The following is a 22,089-nucleotide window of genomic DNA, read 5'->3' on the forward strand; positions in this document are numbered from 1 at the left end:
CGGCTCGTCTCACCGGGCGATCGCGACGGCGAGCACGACCCCCGAGACCCCGAGGGCCACGGCGAGCAGATAGGCCACCCACGGCACCGGGAGTGCCCGTCCGGTGCGCATCGCGTGCTCGACGCGGTGCCAGCGGATCAGCGCGAACACCGTGAGCACAGCGGCGAATCCGAGCAACACGCACGCCAGCACCGTGCGGAGCCCCTCCGACACGATGCCGCCCGCGAAGGTCTCCAGCGCGACCGCCGCGGCGATGACGCCGAGCGCGGTCCGCACCCACGCGAGGAAGGTGCGCTCGTTGGCCAGCGTGAAACGAGGGTCCGGGTCCGTACCGTCACGCAGCGCCTTCGGGCGCCAACCGTGCAGCGCCTTCGGGCGCCGGCCTCCGCTGGTCTCCACGGAGCGGACTCTATCCCCGGACCGATCAGCCCACGACGAGATCGGACCCGCGGGCCGCCACGGGACGGGTCTTCAGCGGCCGCTTCGCCGGTCCTTCGACCGGCGCGCCGTCGAGGTCGTACCGGCTGCCGTGGCACGGGCAGATGATGCGATCGTCCTCGACACCGCTGAGATTGCAGCCCTGATGGGTGCAGATCGCGATGAACGCGCGGAAGTCGCCCTCTGCGGGCTGGGTGACGACGAGCCTCTTCGATTCGAGCATGACGCCTCCGCCGACCGGCACGTCCGCGACGGCGGCGACGACCTCCGCATCGGGTCCGGGAGGCGCCGTCGTGGTCGGTGCGGGCACCGCCGATCGCGCCTCGCCGGTGTCGCCGGACGATCCGCAGGCTGTAAGGGCCGCGCCGGCCGCCACCACACCGGCGCCGCTGATGAGGGTGCGGCGCGTGAGCGCCGTGCGGTCGAGGTTGTCGCTGCTCATGCACATGTCCGTTCGGGTCGGGATTCGGTTCTCCCGAGCCTATCGACGAACGTCCGGGCAGGCCGCGACCTGCGTCACCCGCGGCTGTGTCAACGACGCAACGAGGCGAGCAGCGGAAGACGGCGTCGGCGACGACCGAGTTCGACGAGGCTCTCGCGATCGGTGATCTTGACGCGCGGCCGACCCTGGGCTCGTCCGGCCTGCCGCTCGGCGGCGTCGATGGTCTTCCAGCCGTCCAGGTCCACCCGATCGGGCCTGCGCTGTGCGAGCAACCGGTTCAGCGCACGACGGTCGCCGCGGGGAGCGGCGAGTGCACCGGAGTCGAAGTCGGCCAGCAGCGCGGCGACGGTCTCCTTCGCGCATCCCTTGTTGGTGCCGATGACGCCGCTCGGGCCGCGCTTGGCCCACCCGGTGACGTAGACGCCGGCGTCCACACGACCGCCGGTGTTGGGAACGACCCCGCGGACGTCGTCGAAGGGCACACCCGGTAGCGGAACGCCGCGATAGCCGATCGACCGGAGTACGAGCGTGGCGGGCAGGTCCTCGAAACGGCCGGTGGGTCGGGCGGAGAGACGACCACTGTCGTCGACGAGTTCGGTGCGTTCGATCCGCACGCCGGTCACGTGGTCGTCGCCGAGCAGTTCGCTCGGCGCGGCGAGGTACCGGAAGACGATGCGGCGGTGCCCGGGACGGACGGGCCGGCCGGCGTACTCGCGGGCGAGACGGACGCGCAGCGCGGTCGCCGCGTCCTCCTCCACGGCCCGGGCGCTCACCGGATCGAGTTCGAGGTCGGCGTCGTCGACGACGACGTCGACTCCGGTGAGGTCGCCGAGGGCGAGGAACTCCGGATTGCTGTACGCGGCCTGGGCCGGGCCGCGCCGGCCGAGCAGGACGACCTCGCGGATGTTGCTCTTCCGCAACGCCGTCAGGGCGTGGTCGGCGATGTCGGTGCGCGCGAGTTCGTCGACGTCCATGGTGAGTATCCGCGCGACGTCGAGGGCGACGTTGCCGTTGCCGACGATGACGGCGCGTTCGCCGGACAGATCGAAAGTGCGGTCGGCGTAGTCGGGGTGGCCGTTGTACCAGGCGACGAACTCGGTGGCGGCGTGGCTGCCGGGCAGGTCCTCACCGGCGACCCCGAGGCGCCGGTCGGACGACGCACCGGTCGCGTAGATCACGGCGTGGTGGTGCTCGAGCAGTTCGGCGTGGGTGATGTCGCGACCGACCTCGGTGGCAAGGTGCAGGGCGAACTCCTCGCGCCGGAACGACCATTCGAACGATTCCGTGACCGCCTTGGTCCCCGGATGATCGGGGGCGACACCGGCGCGCACGAGGCCGAAGGGAGTCGGGAGCCGGTCGAACATCTCGACCTCGACTTCGGAACGTTCGAGCAGTTCCTGGGCGGCGTAGCAGGCCGCGGGGCCGGCGCCGACGATCGCGACCCGCAGCGTTCCACGATCGCGCGGAGGCGCCGGGGTGGGCACGAGGGGCTTCCACCCCTCCGGCGCCGGGTGGTCCTCGTACCAGGCCGCGTTGATCTCGGCGAACCGCATCTGGGAGGGATCGAGCTTGTCGTCGGGCAGGATCGCCTCGACCGGGCACGCGTCGGCGCAGGCGCCGCAGTCGATGCAGGTCTTCGGATCGATGTGCAGCATCTCGGCGGTGGCGAACTCGGGCTCGTCCGGCGAGGGGTGGATGCAGTTCACGGGGCAGACTGCGACGCAGCTCGCGTCGTTGCAGCAGGTCTGGGTGATCACATAGGCCATGGGAAGGGTCCTCGGCAGCCGGGCGGAGCGTCCGCGAATTTCATGTAACGATCCGTAACAGTTAATTCGACTGTAGCGGCTGTCGCCGTGGGTTCGCAAGAGAACCTGCGACCGCCCACCGAAACTGCGAGAATCGCACGATCGGACATCCGACCCGGGGGGACACATGGCCACGTCGACGCCGAGCACCGATCTGCCTCGGACGCGACCGCTGACGGAACTGCCCGAGCAGGCGAACCCCTTCTCCACCGAGCGCACCGTCCGCACCGGCGACGTCGACACCGGTAAGCGACTGCGGCTCGACGGCATCGCCCGCTATCTCCAGGACATCGGCACCGACAACCTCGCCGCCGTCGGCGCGTCCGAGACCGACCCGCTCTGGATCGTCCGGCGCACGATCGTCGACGTGCACCGCCCCGCCGAGTACGGCCGCACGCTCCGGCTGCGACGTTGGTGCGACGCCCTGTCGACGCGGTGGGCGAACGTGCGGGTCCGCTTCGACGACCCCGGCGACGCCCCGGACGGCCCGCTGATCGAGACCGCGGCGTTCTGGATCGACATCGGTCCCACCACCGGCGTCCCCACCCGGATCAGCGACGGCCTGTTCGAGCACATGGCCCGCTACGCGCACGACACACGCCTGAAGTGGACGGCGTGGCTGCCCGCTCGCGCACCCGACGAGCTCGACGACGAACGCGTCTTCCCCCTACGCGCCACCGACCTCGACCCGTTCGGGCACGTCAACAACGCCGTCTACTGGCACGGCCTCGAGGAGCTCCTGCCCCTCCGGCCGGACATCCCGGACGCGCCGTACCGGGCGGTGATCGAACACCTGCGCCCCGTCGCCGCCGGCGAGACCCTCACACTGCGGACGACCCTGCGAGAGGACGGACTGACGGTCTGGTTCACGGTCGAGGATCACACTCGCGCGGTCGCGTGGATCGGCCGGAAACCGGACGCTCTACGGTGGACCCCATGACCCGTACCCTGATCTTGCTGCGCCACGGCAAGTCCGCGTACCCGGACGACGTGGACGATCACGAGCGTCCCCTCTCCCCCCGCGGACGCCGCGAGGCCGGACTCGCCGGTCGCTGGATCCGGGCGAACCTGCCCGAAGTGGACGCCGTTCTGTGCTCCACCGCGACCCGGACGCGCAAGACACTCGCCGAAGCAGCCGTGGATGCTCCCGTCGAGTACCGCGACAGCCTGTACCACGCCGATCCGGAATCCCTGGTCGCCGAGATCCGGAGAACGGCCGACGACGTGCACACCCTGCTCGTCATCGGGCACGAGCCGACCCTCTCCGCGACCGTCCTCGGGCTCATCACGGATCACAGCACCGACGCTGCCCATCAGGTGGCCGAGAAGTTCCCCACCTCCGCGATCGCGGTCCTCACGGTGAGCGGATCCTGGTCCGAACTGTCGCGAGGCACCGCCGAACTCGTGGACTTCCACATCCCGCGCTGACCCGCGTCCCGAGCGACCCACCCCGAGCGGAACTGCCACGGGACGCTCGCACGCACGCCGTGACGGCATCACCGTCGAGAACAAATGACGAAGGTCCCGCCCCCGAAGAGAAGAGGGCGGGACCTTCGTCGTCTACTACGGCAGCGAACTACCGGTAGTCGTTGGAGTAACCGTAGTCATCCAGCGGCACTGCAGCGCCGGTGTTCTGGCCGAAGCCGTCCGGCGAGTAGTACTGGTCGTCGTACGCCGGGATGGCGTACGCGGCCGCACGGGCCTCCTCGGTCGGCTGGACCTCGATGTTCCGGTACTTGTTGATACCGGTACCGGCGGGGATCAGCTTACCGATGATCACGTTCTCCTTGAGACCGATCAGCTTGTCCGAGCGGCAGTTGATCGCCGCGTCGGTGAGCACGCGAGTGGTCTCCTGGAAGGACGCCGCCGACAGCCACGAGTCGGTGGCCAGCGACGCCTTCGTGATACCCATGAGGACCGGACGGCCGGCAGCCGGCTCGCCACCCTCCTGAACCACACGACGGTTCGCAGCCTCGAACTCGCTGCGCTCGACGAGCGAACCGGGCAGGAACTCCGTCGAGCCCGAGTCGATGATCGTCACGCGACGCAGCATCTGACGCACGATGACCTCGATGTGCTTGTCGTGGATCGACACGCCCTGGCTCCGGTAGACCTCCTGGACCTCGTGGACCAGGTGGACCTGAACCTGACGCGGGCCCATCACGCGCAGCACCTCGTGCGGATCGGCAGAGCCCTCGAGGAGCTGCTGACCGACCTCCACGTGATCGCCGTCCGCGAGCACGCCCTCGGTGCCGTCGGCCTTGCGGATGACGTGCAGACGCTGACGCTTGGACAGCTTGTCGTACACGACCTCCTCGCCACCGTCGTCGGGGATGATCGTGATCTTGTAAAAACGATCGTCGTCCTCGAGACGGATGCGACCGGAGACGTCGGCGATCGGGGCCTTGCCCTTGGGGACGCGAGCCTCGAACAGCTCCTGGACGCGGGGCAGACCACCGGTGATGTCCTCACCGACGCCACCCTGGTGGAAGGTACGCATCGTCAGCTGCGTACCGGGCTCACCGATCGACTGGGCGGCGACGATACCGACGGCCTCGCCGATATCGACGAGCTTGCCCGTCGCCATCGAACGGCCGTAGCAGGTCGCGCACACGCCGGTGCCGGTGTCGCAGGTCAGGACCGAGCGGACCTTGACCTTCTGGATACCGGCCTCGAGCAGCGCCTCGATCGCCGGGTCGCCGAGGTCGGAACCACGCTCGACGACGACGTTGCCGTTCGCGTCGACCGCGTCCGTCGCCAGCGTGCGAGCGTAGGTGCTGGTCTCGATGTGAGCGTCGCGCACGAGCTCACCGGTCGGCTGACCGGTCGCGTCGCGTGCGAGCTCGGCGATGGTCATCTCGATGCCGCGCGGCGTGCCGCAGTCGACCTCGCGGACGATGACGTCCTGCGAGACGTCGACCAGACGACGGGTCAGGTAACCCGAGTCGGCGGTACGGAGAGCGGTGTCGGCCAGACCCTTACGCGCGCCGTGCGTGTTGATGAAGTACTCGGCGACGGTCAGGCCCTCACGGAAGGAGGACTTGATCGGGCGCGGGATGAACTCGCCCTTCGGGTTCGTCACCAGACCCTTCATGCCCGCCAGCGAACGGATCTGGGTCATGTTGCCCGCAGCACCGGACTTGACGATCGTGGGGATCGGGTTGTCGTCCGGGTAGTGCGCCTCCATGACCTGACCGACCTCTTCGGTCGCTTCCTGCCACAGCTTGACGAGCGAGTCGCGACGCTCGTCCTCCGAGAGCTTGCCTCGGTCGTACTGCCGCTGGATGGCGTCGGCCTGGGTCTCGTACCGCTCGAGGATGTCCTTCTTCTCCGGCGGAACGAGCACGTCCGCCATCGAGATGGTGACACCCGAACGCGTGGCCCAGTAGAAGCCGGCGTCCTTGAGCTTGTCGACGGTCTGCGCGACAACGATCATCGGGTACCGCTCGGCCAGGTCGTTGATGATCGCGGCCTGGCGCTTCTTCGGCATGATGTCGTTGACGAACGCGTAGTTCGTCGGCAGCAGCTCGTTGAACAGCACGCGACCGAGGGTGGTCTGCGTGGTCCACGGCTCACCGAACTTCCAACCCTCCGGGAACAGCTCGTTCTCGACGTCGCGCGGAGGACGCAGCTGGGTCAGGCGCACCTTGATCGGAGCCTGGACCGACAGCACGCCACGGTCGACGGCCATCTGGGCCTCGGCCGGCGACGAGTAGACGCCCTGCTCGGGCTCGTCGGCGGTCGCGGCCGTGTAGGCGCCGGGGGCGTCCTCGACCAGACGGGTCAGGTGGAACAGACCCGTCACCATGTCCAGACGCGGCATGGCGAGCGGGCGGCCCGATGCCGGCGACAGGATGTTGTTCGACGACAGCATCAGGATGCGGGCCTCGGCCTGCGCCTCCGCGGACAGCGGGAGGTGCACGGCCATCTGGTCGCCGTCGAAGTCGGCGTTGAAGGCCTCACACACGAGGGGGTGCAGCTGAATGGCCTTGCCCTCGACGAGCTGCGGCTCGAACGCCTGGATACCGAGGCGGTGCAGCGTGGGAGCACGGTTCAGCAGAACCGGGTGCTCGTTGATGACCTCTTCGAGGACGTCCCACACCTGCGGGCGCTGACGCTCGACCATGCGCTTGGCGGACTTGATGTTCTGCGCGTGGTTGAGGTCGACGAGACGCTTCATCACGAACGGCTTGAACAGCTCGAGCGCCATCAGCTTCGGCAGACCGCACTGGTGCAGCTTGAGCTGCGGACCGACGACGATGACCGAACGGCCCGAGTAGTCGACGCGCTTACCGAGCAGGTTCTGACGGAAGCGGCCCTGCTTGCCCTTGAGCAGATCGGACAGCGACTTGAGCGGCCGGTTACCGGGACCGGTGACCGGCCGGCCACGACGGCCATTGTCGAACAGGGCGTCGACCGACTCCTGCAGCATCCGCTTCTCGTTGTTGACGATGATCTCGGGGGCACCGAGGTCGATCAGTCGCTTGAGGCGGTTGTTGCGGTTGATGACGCGGCGGTACAGGTCGTTGAGGTCGGAGGTCGCGAAGCGGCCACCGTCGAGCTGCACCATCGGACGCAGTTCCGGCGGGATCACCGGCACGGCGTCGAGCACCATGCCCATGGGGGAGTTGCCGGACTGCTGGAACGCCGCCACGACCTTCAGGCGCTTGAGAGCACGGAGCTTCTTCTGGCCCTTGCCGCTGCGGATGGTCTCGCGCAGCGACTCGGCCTCGGCATCGATGTCGAAGTTCTCGATGAGCTTCTGGATCGCCTCGGCACCCATGGCACCGGTGAAGTACTCGCCGTAGCGGTCCTGGAGCTCGCGGTAGATCATCTCGTCGACGATCAGGTCCTTCGGCTTCAGCTTCGTGAAGGTCGTCCAGATCTCGTCGAGGCGGTCGAGCTCGCGCTGCGCACGGTCGCGGAGCTGACGCATCTCGCGCTCGCCGCCGTCCTTGACCTTGCGGCGGACGTCGGACTTGGCGCCCTCGGCCTCGAGTTCGGCGAGGTCGGCTTCGAGCTTCTGTGCACGGGCCTCGAGGTCGGCGTCGCGCTGGTCGGCGACCGACTTCTTCTCGACCTCCATCTCGGCTTCGAGAGTGGAGAGCTCGTTGTGGCGCAGCTCGTCGTCGACCGACGTGATGACGTACGCGGCGAAGTAGATGATCTTCTCGAGATCCTTCGGCGCGAGGTCGAGCAGGTAGCCGAGGCGGCTCGGCACACCCTTGAAGTACCAGATGTGCGTCACCGGAGCGGCGAGCTCGATGTGGCCCATACGCTCACGGCGGACCTTGGCGCGGGTCACCTCGACGCCGCAGCGCTCGCAGATGATGCCCTTGAAGCGGACACGCTTGTACTTGCCGCAGTAGCACTCCCAGTCCCGGGTGGGACCGAAGATCTTCTCGCAGAACAAGCCGTCCTTCTCGGGCTTGAGCGTGCGGTAGTTGATGGTCTCGGGCTTCTTGACCTCGCCGTACGACCAGTTACGGATGTCCTCGGCGGTGGCCAGGCCGATCCGGAGTTCATCGAAGAAGTTGACGTCGAGCACGTAACTTCCTTTCCCCTGTGCGGGTTGTATTGCTGCTAGTTGTCGCTATCGCTGCCGGGGCCCGACGCGGTACGCGCCCAGTGGTGTCGGGGTGCGTACCGCGTCGGCTCGGCTCCTAGTTCGCGAGGTCGTCGACCGTGGCCGACTCGTTGCGGGAAAGGTTGATGCCCAGGTTGGCGGCCGCCCGCTCGAGGTCCTCGTCGTCGCCGTCGGCCATCGCGATGGCCGCGCCGTCGCTGGAGAGGACCTCCACGTTCAGGCACAGCGACTGGAGTTCCTTGAGGAGCACCTTGAACGACTCGGGGATACCCGGCTCGGGGATGTTCTCGCCCTTGACGATCGCCTCGTAGACCTTGACGCGACCGACGACGTCGTCGGACTTGATCGTGAGCAGCTCCTGGAGGGTGTAGGCGGCGCCGTAGGCCTGCATCGCCCAGCACTCCATCTCACCGAAGCGCTGACCACCGAATTGCGCCTTACCACCGAGCGGCTGCTGCGTGATCATCGAGTACGGACCGGTCGAACGCGCGTGGATCTTGTCGTCGACCAGGTGGTGCAGCTTGATGATGTACATGTAGCCGACCGACACCGGGTACGGGAACGGCTCGCCGGAGCGACCGTCGAACAGCGTCGCCTTGCCGTCGGGGCCGACCATGACCTCGCCGTCGCGGTTCGGCAGCGTCGAGGACAGCAGACCCGTCAGCTCCTCCTCGCGGGCACCGTCGAACACCGGCGTGGCGATGTTGGTGTCGGGCTCGGCGGCGAGCATCTCCTCGGAGAGGTTCTGTGCCCATTCGGGACGGCTGCCGTCGTCGGCCACCTGGATCTGCCAGCCGGCCTTGCCGATCCAGCCCAGGTGCGTCTCGAGGACCTGGCCGATGTTCATACGACGCGGAACACCGTGGGTGTTCAGGATGATGTCGACCGGGGTGCCGTCGGGCAGGAACGGCATGTCCTCCTGCGGGAGGATCTTGCCGATGACGCCCTTGTTGCCGTGGCGGCCGGCGAGCTTGTCGCCGTCCTGGATCTTGCGCTTCTGCGCCACGTACACGCGGACGAGCTCGTTGACACCCGGAGGCAGATCGTCGTCGTCCTCGCGCGAGAACACGCGAACACCGATGACCTTGCCGTTCTCACCGTGGGGCACCTTCAGGGAGGTGTCGCGGACCTCGCGCGCCTTCTCACCGAAGATCGCGCGGAGCAGGCGCTCCTCGGGGGTCAGCTCGGTCTCGCCCTTCGGCGTGACCTTGCCGACGAGGATGTCGCCGTCGCGGACCTCGGCACCGATGCGGACGATGCCACGCTCGTCGAGGTCGGCGAGGACCTCGTCGGAGACGTTCGGGATGTCGCGGGTGATCTCCTCGGCACCGAGCTTGGTGTCGCGGGCGTCGATCTCGTGCTCCTCGATGTGGATCGAGGTGAGCACGTCCTCCTCCACGAGGCGCTGCGACAGGATGATCGCGTCCTCGTAGTTGTGGCCCTCCCACGGCATGATCGCCACGAGCAGGTTCTTGCCGAGCGCCATCTCACCGTTCTCGGTGCAGGGGCCGTCGGCGAGGACCTGGCCGGACTCGACGCGCTGTCCCTCGTCCACGATCGGACGCTGGTTCGAGCAGGTGCCCTGGTTCGAACGGTCGAACTTGCGCAGACGGTAGGTCTTGCGGGTTCCGTCGTCGGCCATGACGGTGATGAAGTCGGCGGAGACCTCTTCGATCACGCCGCTCTTCTCGGTGACGATGACGTCGCCGGCGTCGACGGCGGCACGCAGCTCCATGCCGGTACCGACGATCGGCGACTCGCTGCGCACCAGCGGCACGGCCTGACGCTGCATGTTCGCGCCCATGAGGGCACGGTTGGCGTCGTCGTGCTCGAGGAACGGGATCATCGCGGTCGCGACCGACACCATCTGGCGCGGCGAGACGTCCATGTACTCGACCTGGTCGGCGGCGACGTACTCGATCTCCGCGCCCTTCTTACGGACGAGGACACGCTCGTCCGAGAAGCGGTTGTCGGAGCCGATCGGCGAGTTGGCCTGCGCGATGAGGTAGCGGTCCTCCTCGTCGGCCGTGAGGTACTCGACCTCGTCGGTGACGACACCGTCGACGACCTTGCGGTAGGGCGTCTCGATGAAGCCGAACGGGTTGACCCGCGCGTACACCGACAGCGAGCCGATCAGGCCGATGTTCGGGCCTTCCGGGGTCTCGATCGGGCACATGCGGCCGTAGTGCGACGGGTGGACGTCGCGGACCTCGAGGCCGGCGCGCTCACGCGACAGACCGCCGGGGCCCAGCGCCGACAGACGACGCTTGTGCGTCAGGCCCGACAGCGGGTTGTTCTGGTCCATGAACTGCGACAGCTGGGAGGTTCCGAAGAACTCCTTGATCGCAGCCACGACCGGACGGATGTTGATCAGGGTCTGCGGCGTGATCGCCTCGACGTCCTGGGTGGTCATGCGCTCACGGACCACGCGCTCCATGCGGGACAGGCCCACGCGGATCTGGTTCTGGATGAGCTCACCGACCGTGCGCAGACGACGGTTGCCGAAGTGGTCGATGTCGTCGACCTCGACGGGAACCTCGACGCCGCCGGGGACGGTCATCTTGTTCTCGCCCGCGTGCAGACGCACGAGGTACTCGATCGTGGCGACGATGTCTTCCTCGGTGAGGGTGGACGCCTCGATCGGCTGACCCGTGTTCAGGCCGAGCTTCTTGTTGATCTTGTAACGGCCCACGCGCGCCAGGTCGTAGCGCTTGTCCTTGAAGAAGAGGTTCTCCAGCAGGGTCTGCGCGCTCTCCTTGGTCGGCGGCTCGCCCGGACGGAGCTTGCGGTAGATGTCGAGGAGCGCCTCGTCGGTGCCCGCCGTGTTGTCCTTCTCGAGCGTCGACATCATGATCTCGGAGAATCCGAAACGCTCGACGATCTGCTCGGTGGACCAGCCCAGCGCCTTGAGCAGCACGGTGACCGGCTGACGGCGCTTGCGGTCGATACGCACACCGACGGTGTCGCGCTTGTCGACGTCGAACTCGAGCCAGGCACCGCGGCCCGGGATGACCTTGACGCTGTGCAGGTCCTTCTCGGTGCTCTTGTCGACGGTCTTGTCGAAGTACACGCCCGGCGAACGGACGAGCTGGGACACCACGACACGCTCGGTGCCGTTGATGATGAAGGTGCCCTTGTCGGTCATCATCGGGAAGTCACCCATGAAGACCGTTTGGCTCTTGATCTCGCCGGTGTTGTTGTTGATGAACTCGGCAGTGACGAACAGCGGAGCCGCGTACGTCATGTCCTTGTCCTTGCACTCCTCGACGGAGGCCTTGACCTCGTCGAAACGAGGATCGGAGAAGGACAGGGACATCGAACCCGAGAAGTCCTCGATCGGCGAGAGCTCGTCGAGGATCTCCTCCAGGCCACCGACGACGTGATTGTCGCCGCGCTCGGCAGCCTTCGCGCGCCAGCGCTCCGAGCCGATCAACCATTCGAAGGAATCGGTCTGTAGATCGAGGAGCCCGGGAACTTCGAGGGGTTCGCGAATCTTCGCGAACGACACCCTCGTCGGGGCTCCGGGGATTCCGGCTACTGCCTTGGTCTGGCTAGAGACTGCCAAGATGCGTCCTTCCAGCACCTCACGCGGGCCGCTCCAACCGGTGCGACCGCCGCTGTACCTGCTTCTTCATGTGGGGCGTTTTCGCTGGTCGCAACCCGAACGAGAACCCCACCGACACACCGAAACGGTCTCGCCCGAAAGGGCGGATTCCGACTCGACGATCAGAAGGTGAACAGGAGGCAGCCAGCGCAAAGAACTAACCTACACCTAAGTAGGCGAAATGTCCACAGGGGTGCCTCAAAGAAACCTGGCAAACGACCTCGAGCGGCTCACGAGGAAGCCTTCAGTCGAACAGGCGTACCGATAGAGTGACCGCTCGCGTCGCCTGCGTCAAGACTGCGCGTCCGGAACGATCCGCGCGTCGCGGCCGCGGACACCCCCGGTGAGGGGGCGATCCGCAGCCGTCGTCACCGGTCGCGGATCTCCGAGACCAGCCATCGTCCGTCCGACTTCTCCATCCTCACCAGCAGCGGTGCGGCCGCGCTGCCCTGGGCGATCCCGTCGCCGGTGGCGCTGACGTTGATGTAGGCGGCGACCTCGGCGCGGGTGTCGTCGAGCATCGTCGCGCCGATGTGCTCGACCATCACCTCGGTGACCGTGCGGGTGTCGATCGCGGCCTTCTTGGTGACGTCCGCGGTCGAGTCGAACTCCTCGAGCCGCTCCGGGGTCAGCAACTCCCGGATCCGCCCGAAGTCCTCGTCGATGGTGCGGTAGTCGTAGCCGTGCATGGTCTCGATCGCGACCTTCGCGGCCTCGGTGACCTCCCGGGTCTCCGCGGTGTCGACCCACGCGACGTTCGAGACGTCGGCACCGGGACGGAAGGCCGCGACCGCGGCGATCACCGCGAGCACCACCGCCACCGCACCGACGAGAATCACCGGGCGCCACCCACCGGAGGCACGCGACCCGCCGGCCTCACCGGCGGGAGGCTCCGGTGGATCCCCGGGCTCGGTCGCAGTCTCCGCCGGGCTCGCTGCCGGGGACCCGGCCGTGTCGGCGGCCGTCGGCGCGGGCTTCTCGTGCTCGTTCTCCTGCTTGTCGAGCGTCACCTCGGAAGGTCGCGACTGCTCGGCAGGGTTTTCCCCTGTACGGGTCTCCGCCGGTCCGGTACTCCCCTGTTCGGGCGGCGTGATCGTCCGCTCCGTCCGGGACGGGCGTTCGTCCTGCGCCGGGGTCGGGCGTTCGTCCTCTGCAGGGGTCATCCGGGGCGGTCGGGACGTGCCGGCGACCTTCGGCCGACGGCGCGGGGGCCCGCTGGGGCCGGTCTTCCGTCGCTGCGGGGGCACTACACGTTCTCCTTCGTCGACTTGCCGAACATCATGGGCCCGCCTCGCCCTCGGGCGCGGGCGCCCCGGTATCTCCCGGCGCGGGCGCCCCGGTATCTCCCGGCGCGGGCGCCCCGGTATCTCCCGGCGCGGGCGCCCCGGTATCTCCCGGCGCGGGCGCCCCGGAATCGTCGGGCGCGGGCTGCGCGCCGGGATCGGGAGCCGGAGCACCGGGGACCGGGCCCGACTCCATCTCGACGGAGGCGAGCGGCTCGATGGTCTCGGCCTTCCACACGTCGCCGTCCTTGCGCAGCGACACGAGCACCGGGACCTTGTTGGTCACGAAGTACTCGGGGGTCTGGGTGCGCACGGCGAGCACGACGAGCGCCTTACCCAGATCGTCGTCGGTGTTGAGTTCGGTGAGCGTTCCGAACAGCACTTCGGCCGACATGCTGGTGCCGGTCTCCGCGACCCGAGCCCGGATGTCCTCCTCGGTCGCCGCGAGATCGTTGCGCAGGGCGTCGCCGGTGATCGACGACCGCATGTTCTCGATCGACAGGTCGACGTCGTTCGCGTCGACACTGTTCAGGTTGACGGCCGCCTGCATGGCTCCCGAGAGTGCGGCGTCGCGCGCCTCGGCGGCCGAACGGTCCACCAGGAGCGCACGCCCCCAGCCGTAGCCGAACCACACCGCCGCCGCGAGGGCGACGACGGCGAGCACCGAGACGACGGCAAGGGCCGCCCTGCGTGCCCCGCCCGGTCCCCGGCCGTCCGCGGGCGAGTTGCCGTCGGCGGATGGGGGCGGGGTGGGCGGAGCGTCGGAGGAAACTGGTGCACTCACTCCACAAACCTACTAACTGCTCACTTCGGGGTGACTCCGAGCAACGGCGCGAGCTGCGTCGCGATCGGATTCAGGTTGAGCTTGTCGGGGTCCTTCTTCGGCTTGAAATCCCAGGGCTGGATCGTGTTCGGATCGGCGAAGACGATGCGGTTCGCGCTGCGCACGCCGGTGACACTGCCCTGCGGCACCTCGCACGAGGCGTTCGTGTTGAACGGGAAGTCCTGCTGGGTCTCGTCGAAGTTCGGATCCTGCGCGCGCATCTGCGCGAGGATCTCCTGCGTCCCCTCGTACCCGATGGTGCACGAAGGCGGATTGTTGGTCTCGAGCACGATGCCCTGACGCACCGCACCGTCGCCCGGAGCGACCGTACTCGCACTGCCCGCGACGGCGGGAAGGAAGGCCAGCAGCGGCTGCAGGGCGATCGACTGCGGCGCGGCCACTTCCGCCACCGCCGCGAGGTTCGCGAGGTCGGTGGTCAGGCCCGGGCCGGAGCCCTCGATCAGCTGCGAGAGCTGGTCGCTCGCGTCGGTGCCGGTGTCGATCAGGCGCCGCAGATCGGGATCGCTGTCGCGGAGCTGTGCGGTCACCAGGTCCAGATCCGAGCTGAACTGCTGGATCGCCGACGACTGGTCGGACTGCGTGTCGAGCACCGTGAGGCTGTCGCGGATCAGCGTGACGGTCTGCGGCAGGTACTCGGCGCCCTTCTCGCTGAGACCGGCGAGCGCGTCGACGAGCACCTGCAGGTCGTCGCCGCGGCCGTCGAAGGCCGCGCCGAGCTCGGTGACGACGGTGCGCAGCGGCTCGAGCGGAACCGAGTACACGAGGTCGTTCGTGCTCAGCAGCAGGTCCTCGACCGGCGTGGGCAGATCCTCCTCGGTGCCCTCGATGACGGAGCCCTGTTCGAGATAGGGGCCCTCGTCGTTCGGCGGCTGCAGATCGACGTACTGCTCACCGATCGCCGACCGGTTCGCCACGACCGGTCGCGCCGACGCCGGGATCTGCGGTCCGCCGTTGTCGAGACGCAGCTCGACGTTGATGCCGTCGTCCGTGAGGCTGAGCGCCCCGACACGGCCCACGGGCACCCCGCGGTAGGTGACCTCGGCGTTCGGGAAGATGCCGCCGCCGGTGGGGAACCGCGCGTCGACGGTGTACTGGCCGAAGCCCATGAGGTTGTCGAGCCGCACGTACCGGGCACCGACGAACACGATGCCGAGCAGCGCGATGATCACGAACAGCGCGAGCTGCACTTTCACCAGGCGCGATCTCACTGCCCACCCCCGAGTCCGAGCTGATTCAGCAAACCTTGCAGCGGCCCCGGCTGTGGGGCCTCGTCACCGTCGGCACCGGTGTCGGTGTCCGCGCCGGCCTCGGTGACCCCCGGGATCTCGATGCCGTCGGGCAGCGACACCCCTTCGGGCAGCGTCACACCGGGCAGACGCGGAGTGGGAAGCACCGGCAGCAGCGACACGGTGGGCCAGCCCGGGGCGGGCCCGTTCCCGTCGTAGTACGGGTTGGACGGGTCGACGAGCGGCTTCGGATTGCCGAACTTCGGCTCGCGGTAGACCGGGTCGCCCTGGCCCACACCGAGCGCGGCCAGCGCGTTGCCGATCTGCAGGTCGACGACGAGGAAGAGGTTCACCGAGTTGCCCAGCGCGACCTTCTCGACACCGTCCGGGAACGGCACCGTGGGCACGAAGGCGAGCGCCTCGACGAGGTCGTCGCCCGATGCCGCGAGTGCCTGGAGGGTCGGGCGCAGCGCCAAAAGGTCGGCGATCAGATCCTCCTTGGACTGATCGAGGACGTCGACACCCGCGGTGCCGAGCCGGTCGAGCTGGCCGAGCAGCTGGGTCAGCTGCGGCCGCTGCTGTTCGAGCACCTCGGTCGCGACCGGCAGTTCGTCGAGCACGGCGGCGATCTTGTCGTTCTGCTCCGCGACCCGCACCGTGAGCTCGTCGAGTCCGTCGAGCGCCCGGGTGATGTCGTCGCGTTGCTGTTCGAGACCGGTGATCAGGGTCTCGGCCTGCTCGATCAGGCTGCGCGTGGTTCCCTCGCGGCCGTCGAAGGCCGTCGACAATTCGTTGACGATCGGCGCGAGCTGACCGACACCGCCACCGTTGAGCAGCAGCGACAGCGCGCCGAGCACCGGTTCGAGTTCGGTGGCGTGCCGGGTGCGGTCGAGCGGGATCACGTCGCCGTCCGCGAGCCGGCCCGTCGGGGGCTCGTCCTCCGGAGGCGTGAGTTGCACGAACTTCTCACCGAGCAGACTCGACTGTTCGACGCTCGCGAGCGCGTTCGCCGGCAGGTCGACACTCGAGTCGAGCACGATGCCGACGTCGGCGGTCCACCCGAAATCGGATGCGACCGAGATCGATTCGACGCGCCCGACCGGTACACCGTCGACCTTCACGCTCGACTGCGGAACCAGGTCGAGCACGTCGTCGAACTGGACGGACAGACGGATCGGATCGCTCCCCACGTCGGCGCCGCCGGGCAACGGGACGTCGGACAGACCGCCGCACCCCGTGACCGTCACAGCGACCACGCACGCGGCCGCTCCGAAGACACCTGTGCGGCCCATCCTCTTCGCGCCGCTCACCGATCTCCTCCCTGGAGGTCGAGCCGGGGCGAGACCACGCCGGGCACCGTGCCCGGAGTGACCTGCCGCTGAATGTTCTCGCCGCTCAGGACACCGAACGGCAGGATCAGATCCGGGGACCGCTGGTCCTCGGTGATCTGTGTGGCGACGTCGCGGCACCGGTCGATCAGCGGCTGCATCTGCCGGCCGAGCTGCTCGAAACGCTCGTCGCCGGGCACGAGATTGCCCAGATCGATGAGCTTGCACACCGCTCCCGCAGGATCCTGCAGGTCGGGCAGCACGAGGCGCGACGCGAGCACACCGGCTTCGGCGTCGTAGGAGTTGACGAGGTTGCTCACCGCGAGCGGGAGCAGCGTCAGCGAATCCACGAGTTCCTGCCGACGATTCGACAGGGTCTCCGTGATCGGCACGAGTGCGTCGACGTTGTCCTTCACGGCCGCCTGGTTGTCGCGCACGAACGTCGCGACGTCGCCGAGCGTGACCGACAGCGTGTTCAGGGCCTCGCCGAGGTTCTGCCGCTCCCCCGCCAGGAATCCCGACAGGTCCGAGAGCTGGGCGTTGAACTGGCGCACCTGCTCGTCGTTGGCCGCGAGGGCGCTGACGAACACCTGCAGGTTCTCGATCGTGCCGTAGAGGTCGTCGCGCGACTGGTCGAGCGTGCGCGCGGCGGCCGACAGGTTCTCGATGCTCTGCCCGAGGGCCTCGCCGTTGCCGGCGAGGTTCTCCGCACCGACCTCCACGAAATCGGTCAGCGCGCCCTCACGGTTCGCGCCGTCGGGACCGAGCGCGCGGGAGAGTTCGTCGATGCTCGCGTAGAGCTCGTCGACCTCCACCGGGGTGGCGGTGCGCTCGCGGTCGATCACCGCACCGCTGCTCATCGTGTCGCCGCCGGTGTAGGCGGGGGTGAGCTGCACGTAACGGTCGGCGACCACCGAGGGGGTGATCTGCACGGCGCGAGCGTCGGCCGGGATGTCGACGCCGCGGTTCACCCGCAGACCGACCTTCACCAGATCGCCCTGCGGTTCGACGGAGGTCACCTTCCCCACCTCGACGCCGAGCACCCGCACGTCGGAGCCCTCGTAGATGCCGACGGCCTTGTCGAAGTAGGCGGTGATCTCGGTGGTGCCCAGTCGGGTGAACAGCCACCAGCCGGCTCCGGCCAGGGCCACCGCGACCGCCACGACGGCCGCGATCAGCGCGATGCGCCCGCGATTGCTGCGGGACTCGCCGTTCTCGGCGTGTGCCATCAGTTACCCCCTTCCAGGCGGCGACCGGGTTCGCGGTAACCGGGGATCTCCGGCAGGCCCGGCGGGGTCAGGTTCACGACGACCTGGTCGAACCACCGGCCGTTGCCGACGACGTTGGTGTAGACGCGCACGAACGGCTCGTACAGCTCCATGGCCCGATCGAGGTTGTCGTTGTTCTCCTGGAGGATGTCGACGACGCCGCGCAACTGCTGCAGGGCGGGACCGATGGTCTCGCGGTTCTCCTCGACGAGCCCGGAGAGCTCGGCCGACAACCGCTTGGTGCCGTCGAGCAACTGGGAGATCGCCTCCTGCCGGTTGTTCAGTTCCGCGACGAGCAGCGCGCCGTCGGAGAGCAACCGGTTGAACTCGGCGTTGCGGTCGGCGAGCACCTTCGAGACGTTGCCGGTCGCATCGAGGAGTTTCTTCAGCTCCTGGTCACGACTCGCGACGGTCTCGGACAGGCGGCTGATGCCGTCGAGTGAGGCCCGGATGTCGTCGGGTGTCTCCGAGAAGGCCTCCGACAGGGTCTGGAAGCCGGTCGCGAGCTGTTCGGAATCGATCTCGCCGAGGGTGGTTGCCGCCGACGAGAACGCCTCGATCACGTCGTACGGCGCGACCGTCCGGTCGAGCGGGATCCGGTCGTCCGGGTCGAGCACCTCCGTACCCCGCGGCTCGAGCGCCAGATACTTCTGCCCGAGGATCGTCTTGATCTGGATGGAGGCCGCCGTGTCGTTCCCGACCCAGGCGTCCTGGACCTTGAACGAGACGATCACGCGGTCGCCCTCGAGGTCGACTCCGGTGACCTTGCCGACCTTCACGCCGGCGATACGCACCTCGTTGGTGGGCTTGAGACCTGCGGCCTCGCTGAATTCGGCCTCGTAGGTTGCGCCCGCCCCGATGATGGGCAGTTCGTCGAGGAAGAAGGCGGACAGTGTCCCCAGCAGCACCACGACGATGCCCAGGGCACCGGCGGCGGCCGGACTGCGACGTTTGCTCATCGTCCCTGCAACTCCTGCATCCCCTCCTGCGAGCAACGCTTCGCCGCATTCGTGTAGATGGGTTGGTTCACGGTGGGCAGCCCCGTCGGCAGATTCAGATACGGGACCGAACCGGGACCTGCGACGATGTCGATACCGCACAGGTAGAACTGGAACCACGAACCGTAGCTGGCCACGCGCCCGAGCTTGTCGAGCTTGACCGGCAACGTCTCGAGGACGCGGTCGACCTCGTCGCGGTTCGCGTTGAGATTCGAGGTGACCTGTTCGAGCGCCGTGATCGACTGTGCGATCGACGGACGGGTGGGCTCGAGGACGTCGGAGACCGCGTCGGTCAGCCCCGCCATCGACGCCACCGCCGAACCGACGGTCGCCCGGTCGGCCGACAATCCGCTGACGAGTGCCTGCGTGTTGACGAGCAGCGAATCGAGCTGCTCGTCGCGCTGGTCGATCGTGGCCAGGACGGTGTTGAGGTTGTCGATCACCGCACCGATCACGCGATCCTTGTCGGCGATGGTGTTGGTCAGCGACGCGGTGCTGCGCACCAGATCGTCGATCGTTCCGGCCTCACCCTGGAAGACCTGGATGATCTGGAACGAGAGCTTGTTGACGTCGTCGGCGCTCAGCGTCTGGAACAACGGCCGGAAGCCGTCGAAGAGCGTCGTGAGGTTCACCGCCGGCTTCGTTCGCTCGATCGGGATCGTGTCGCCGCTCGTGATCTTCTCGCCCTGCGCACCCTCGCCCTGACCGAGCGCGATGTACCGCTGGCCGACGAGATTGCGGAAACGGATGGTCGCCGTGGCACCGGCAGGCAACCAGTCGCGCTCCTCGAGCGAGAAGGTGACCCGCGCCTGCCGTTCGTCGAAGACCGAGATCTCCTCGACCTGTCCCACGCGGACACCCGCGATGCGGATGTCGTCGCCCTTGTTGAGCGAGGTGACGTCGGAGAAGATCGCGTGGAACTTCGTTCCTCCCCCACCGCCGACACTGGCGATGGTCGCGGCGAGGACACCGGTCGCGATGACGGTGACCACAGCGAACACGATGAGTTTGATCAGGGGTGCTGCCAGACCTCTCACTGGAAGCTCACCTCCGTACCGCGGATCGCCGGAGCGCCGAGCCGGGTGGTCCAGGACGGGACCTCCTCGGGGTCGACACCGGTGGCCTGTCCGTAGATCACGTCGAGCGTGTCCTGTTCCAGACGCGAGCCGGCGTACGAGACGGGAGTCGCGCCGTTGCCCGAGGTGCCGATGATCTCGCCGACGTCGTCGGGGACGCCGGATCCTGCCGGGGCAGGGAAGAAATCGATGGTCTCGGGGCCGGGATTACGCGACGGCACCTGGTACGAACCGTCGTTGACCGAACCGCCCGGATACTGCGGGAAGTTGCGGCCGGGCGCGGTCACGTCGTTGTAGCAGGCCGGTCCGCGATCGTCGAGCAGACGCGGTTCGTCCTGGTTCGGCAGGTAGCGGCCCTTCGGGTTCGTGAACTGGATGTTCGCGCGCACACCCGGGAACGGATCGTCGGCCGCGAGCAGGTCGACGGCGGCCGGCTTCGCGTCGGCGAATCCCTCGAAGGTGCACGGGAAGGACGGCGAGTAACGGGCGAGCAGCTGCAGCGCCTCCTTCGAATCGGCGGACAGCGTGATGATCGAGTTCGAGTTCTGCTCGATGAAATCGGCCGTCTGCGACGACGCTCCCGTCGCGCTCGCGAGCAGCGTGCGGATCTGGTTCTGCTGTTCGACGACCGTGCCACCCGTCGTGCGCAGGTTGTTCAGCGCCTCGACGAGTTCCGGTGCGGCTTCGGAGTAGGTCTGCGAGAAGTCGGCGAGACCGCGCAGATCCTCCTGCAGCGTGGGCAGTTCGACGTTCACCTCACGGAAGATCTGTTCGAGGTCGTCGACCGTCTGCCCCAGCTTCTCCCCGCGTCCGCTCAGTCCCTGTGCCAGTGCGCCGAGCGTGTTGGCGAGGTCCTGCGGCGGGACGGCCTCGAGGAGCGGGAGCAGCCCGTCGAGCACGTCGCCGAGTTCGACGGTGCGCTCGCTCGTGTCCTGCACCAGCACATCGCCGTTCGTGACGGGACGCCCCGGATCGTCGGGGATGATCAGCGAGACGTAGCGCTCACCGAAGAGTGTCTTCGGCAGCAGCTGTGCCGTGGCGTTGACCGGGATCAGTTCGGCCTTGTCGGGGTCGAGAGCGAGATGCGCGGTGACGTCGCCGCCTTCCGCGCTCGTTCCGCGGACCTCGCCGACGAGCACACCGCGCGCCTTGACGTCGGCGTTGAGCGGCAGCGCGTTGCCGATGCTGTCGGTGCGGAGGTCGACCTTCACGACCTTCGTGAACGTCTTGTTGTACATCGCGATCGTGACGTACAGGAACAGCGCCAGCACCACGAAGAAGATCAGTCCCAGGGTGCGCCGACGCACGGGCGAAGTGGTCGTGTCGCTCATCCGGCCACCCTCACCGTGGTCGTCGTGCCCCAGATCGCGAGGCTGAGGAAGAAGTCGAGGATCGCGATCGTCACGATCGCGGTACGCACCGCGCGGCCCACGGCCACACCGACGCCGGCGGGACCGCCGCTGGCGTGGAAACCGTAGTAGCAGTGGATGAGGATGACCACGAACGCGAAGACCAGCACTTTCGCGAACGAATACAACACGTCCTCCGGTGGGAGGAACAGATAGAAGTAGTGGTCGTACGAGCCGCTCGACTGGCCGTTGAACAGCGTGCTGATCGTGCGGGTCGCGAGATAGGCCGCGAGGAGACCGATGATGTACAGCGGGATCACGGCGACGAAGCCGGCGATCATCCGGGAGGTCACCAGGAACGGCAGCGACGGCACGGCCATCACCTCGAGGGCGTCGATCTCCTCGCTGATCCTCATGGCGCCGAGCTGTGCCGTGAAGCCGCAGCCCACGGTCGCCGACAACGCGAGCGCCGCGACGATCGGGGCCAACTCACGGGTGTTGACGTAGGCGGAGAGGAAGCCGGTGAGCACCGACGAGCCGAGCTGCTCGAGCGCGGCGTAACCCTGCAGACCCACGACGACGCCGGTGAAGCCGGACATCATCGCGATGACGCCGATGGTGCCACCGATCACGGCGAGTGCACCGCTGCCGAAGGTGACCTCGGCGAGCAACCGCAGGACTTCCTTGCGGTAGTGGGTGAGGGTTCGCGGGGTCCACGCGACGGCGCGCGCGTAGAAGGACATCTGGTCCCCCGCGCGGTCGAGCACGTTCAGCGGTGCGCGCACCGCTCGGCGACCCCGGAGAAGAACGAGATCTCCGCGGCCTCTGGAGACTGTCATCT

16 protein-coding genes are annotated in these 22,089 nt (G+C 67.9%); 2 read left to right on the plus strand and 14 right to left on the minus strand.

The window, feature by feature from the left end:
- Positions 1–9 precede the first annotated feature (9 nt).
- From AC0LPE_RS17735 to AC0LPE_RS17745, 3 genes are all read right to left on the minus strand, one after another.
- Complete coding sequence (locus AC0LPE_RS17735; protein WP_174556260.1) at positions 10–399, minus strand: YidH family protein; 390 nt, start codon at positions 397–399, stop codon at positions 10–12.
- Between the two features lie 25 nt (positions 400–424).
- Positions 425–880, minus strand: a complete 456-nt coding sequence (locus AC0LPE_RS17740) for a Rieske (2Fe-2S) protein (protein ID WP_490604910.1) — start codon at positions 878–880, stop codon at positions 425–427.
- Between the two features lie 89 nt (positions 881–969).
- On the minus strand, positions 970–2,646 hold the full coding sequence (locus AC0LPE_RS17745) for an FAD-dependent oxidoreductase (RefSeq protein WP_255025756.1): 1,677 nt from the start codon (positions 2,644–2,646) through the stop codon (positions 970–972).
- Between the two features lie 166 nt (positions 2,647–2,812).
- Here AC0LPE_RS17745 and AC0LPE_RS17750 point away from each other — a divergent pair, with 166 nt between their 5' ends.
- Positions 2,813–3,625 carry an acyl-[acyl-carrier-protein] thioesterase gene (locus tag AC0LPE_RS17750; RefSeq protein WP_490604911.1) on the plus strand — a complete coding sequence of 271 codons (813 nt, stop codon included), beginning with the start codon at positions 2,813–2,815 and terminating at the stop codon, positions 3,623–3,625.
- Positions 3,622–4,113 carry a SixA phosphatase family protein gene (locus AC0LPE_RS17755; RefSeq protein WP_490604912.1) on the plus strand — a complete coding sequence of 164 codons (492 nt, stop codon included), beginning with the start codon at positions 3,622–3,624 and terminating at the stop codon, positions 4,111–4,113. Before AC0LPE_RS17750 ends, AC0LPE_RS17755 begins: the two co-directional genes overlap by 4 nt.
- A 148-nt stretch (positions 4,114–4,261) precedes the next feature.
- On the opposite strand, the gene AC0LPE_RS17760 is transcribed toward AC0LPE_RS17755, so the two are convergent.
- From AC0LPE_RS17760 to AC0LPE_RS17810, 11 genes are all read right to left on the minus strand, one after another.
- Entirely contained in the window at positions 4,262–8,233 is a 3,972-nt protein-coding gene (locus AC0LPE_RS17760; protein WP_006552275.1) for a DNA-directed RNA polymerase subunit beta', read from the minus strand.
- A gap of 115 nt (positions 8,234–8,348) precedes the next feature.
- On the minus strand, positions 8,349–11,855 hold the full coding sequence (gene rpoB / locus AC0LPE_RS17765) for a DNA-directed RNA polymerase subunit beta (protein ID WP_490604913.1): 3,507 nt from the start codon (positions 11,853–11,855) through the stop codon (positions 8,349–8,351).
- 389 nt (positions 11,856–12,244) lie between these two features.
- Positions 12,245–13,039 (minus strand): hypothetical protein, encoded by a 795-nt coding sequence (locus AC0LPE_RS17770; RefSeq protein ID WP_202399757.1) that lies wholly within the window; start codon positions 13,037–13,039, stop codon positions 12,245–12,247.
- A gap of 115 nt (positions 13,040–13,154) precedes the next feature.
- On the minus strand, positions 13,155–13,823 hold the full coding sequence (locus AC0LPE_RS17775; protein ID WP_490606368.1) for a hypothetical protein: 669 nt from the start codon (positions 13,821–13,823) through the stop codon (positions 13,155–13,157).
- Positions 13,824–13,963: 140 nt separating this feature from the next.
- Positions 13,964–15,211, minus strand: a complete 1,248-nt coding sequence (locus tag AC0LPE_RS17780) for an MCE family protein (RefSeq protein ID WP_059383308.1) — start codon at positions 15,209–15,211, stop codon at positions 13,964–13,966.
- Positions 15,208–16,521, minus strand: coding sequence for an MCE family protein (locus AC0LPE_RS17785; protein ID WP_019291235.1), 1,314 nt, complete (start codon positions 16,519–16,521; stop codon positions 15,208–15,210). The genes AC0LPE_RS17780 and AC0LPE_RS17785 overlap by 4 nt, the downstream gene beginning before the upstream one ends.
- Before the next feature lie 14 nt (positions 16,522–16,535).
- Positions 16,536–17,786, minus strand: coding sequence for an MCE family protein (locus AC0LPE_RS17790; RefSeq protein ID WP_016694779.1), 1,251 nt, complete (start codon positions 17,784–17,786; stop codon positions 16,536–16,538).
- Positions 17,786–18,784 carry an MCE family protein gene (locus tag AC0LPE_RS17795; protein ID WP_016694780.1) on the minus strand — a complete coding sequence of 333 codons (999 nt, stop codon included), beginning with the start codon at positions 18,782–18,784 and terminating at the stop codon, positions 17,786–17,788. The genes AC0LPE_RS17790 and AC0LPE_RS17795 overlap by 1 nt, the downstream gene beginning before the upstream one ends.
- Complete coding sequence (locus AC0LPE_RS17800) at positions 18,781–19,860, minus strand: MCE family protein (RefSeq protein ID WP_016694781.1); 1,080 nt, start codon at positions 19,858–19,860, stop codon at positions 18,781–18,783. The genes AC0LPE_RS17795 and AC0LPE_RS17800 overlap by 4 nt, the downstream gene beginning before the upstream one ends.
- Positions 19,857–21,230: an MCE family protein gene (locus AC0LPE_RS17805; protein ID WP_016694782.1), complete on the minus strand. Its 1,374-nt coding sequence runs from the start codon at positions 21,228–21,230 to the stop codon at positions 19,857–19,859. Before AC0LPE_RS17805 ends, AC0LPE_RS17800 begins: the two co-directional genes overlap by 4 nt.
- Positions 21,227–22,087, minus strand: coding sequence for an MlaE family ABC transporter permease (locus AC0LPE_RS17810; protein WP_024101684.1), 861 nt, complete (start codon positions 22,085–22,087; stop codon positions 21,227–21,229). Before AC0LPE_RS17810 ends, AC0LPE_RS17805 begins: the two co-directional genes overlap by 4 nt.
- Positions 22,088–22,089 lie beyond the last annotated feature (2 nt).

It is taken from the genome of Rhodococcus sp. S3 (assembly GCF_058211795.1).